General features: G+C 68.2%; 1 protein-coding gene. It reads left to right on the forward strand.

All coding sequences use genetic code 11. The annotated features are described in order from the left end of the window. Window positions 1–66 precede the first annotated feature (66 nt). The coding region (locus RF640_RS19020; protein ID WP_368828669.1) for a helix-turn-helix domain-containing protein at window positions 67–578 on the forward strand (512 nt) is incomplete at its 3' end.

Raw genomic sequence — 578 nt, forward strand, 5'->3', positions numbered from 1 at the left:
CTGTCGACGCCGGACGAATACTGAGCAGATGCGACGGTCGAAAAGTGAGCACTCGACGATTGGAGTGTGATCACTGTGGACGATTGGGCGTTGATCCGTCGGCTGCATGCCGAGGGGGTGCCGAAGTCCCAGATCGCCTCGCGGCTGGGGATCTCGCGGAACACGGTCGCCAAGGCCGTGGCCGCCTCCCGGCCACCGCGCTACGAGAGGTCTGCGGGGCCCAACGCGTTCACCGATGTCGAGCCGGTCGTGCGGGCGCTGCTGGCCGAGCACCCGTCCATGCCGGCCACGGTGCTGGCCGAGCGGGTGGGGTGGTCGGGGTCCATCACCTGGTTCCGGGACAATCTCCGAGCCATCCGCAGCGAGTACGCCCCGCCCGATCCGGCGGACCGGTTGTTCTACCGGCCGGGGGACCAGGTCCAGTGCGATCTGTGGTTCCCGCCGGCACGGATCCCGCTGGGTGACGCTCAGCAGGGATCACCGCCGGTGCTGGTGATGGTCTGTTCCTCCTCGCGGTTCGTCACCGCGGTGATGATTCCCTCGCGCACCACCGGTGATCTGCTGGCCGGGATGTGGCA

Source organism: Kocuria sp. CPCC 205231, assembly GCF_040980965.1.
GTDB lineage: Bacteria > Actinomycetota > Actinomycetes > Actinomycetales > Micrococcaceae > Kocuria > Kocuria rosea.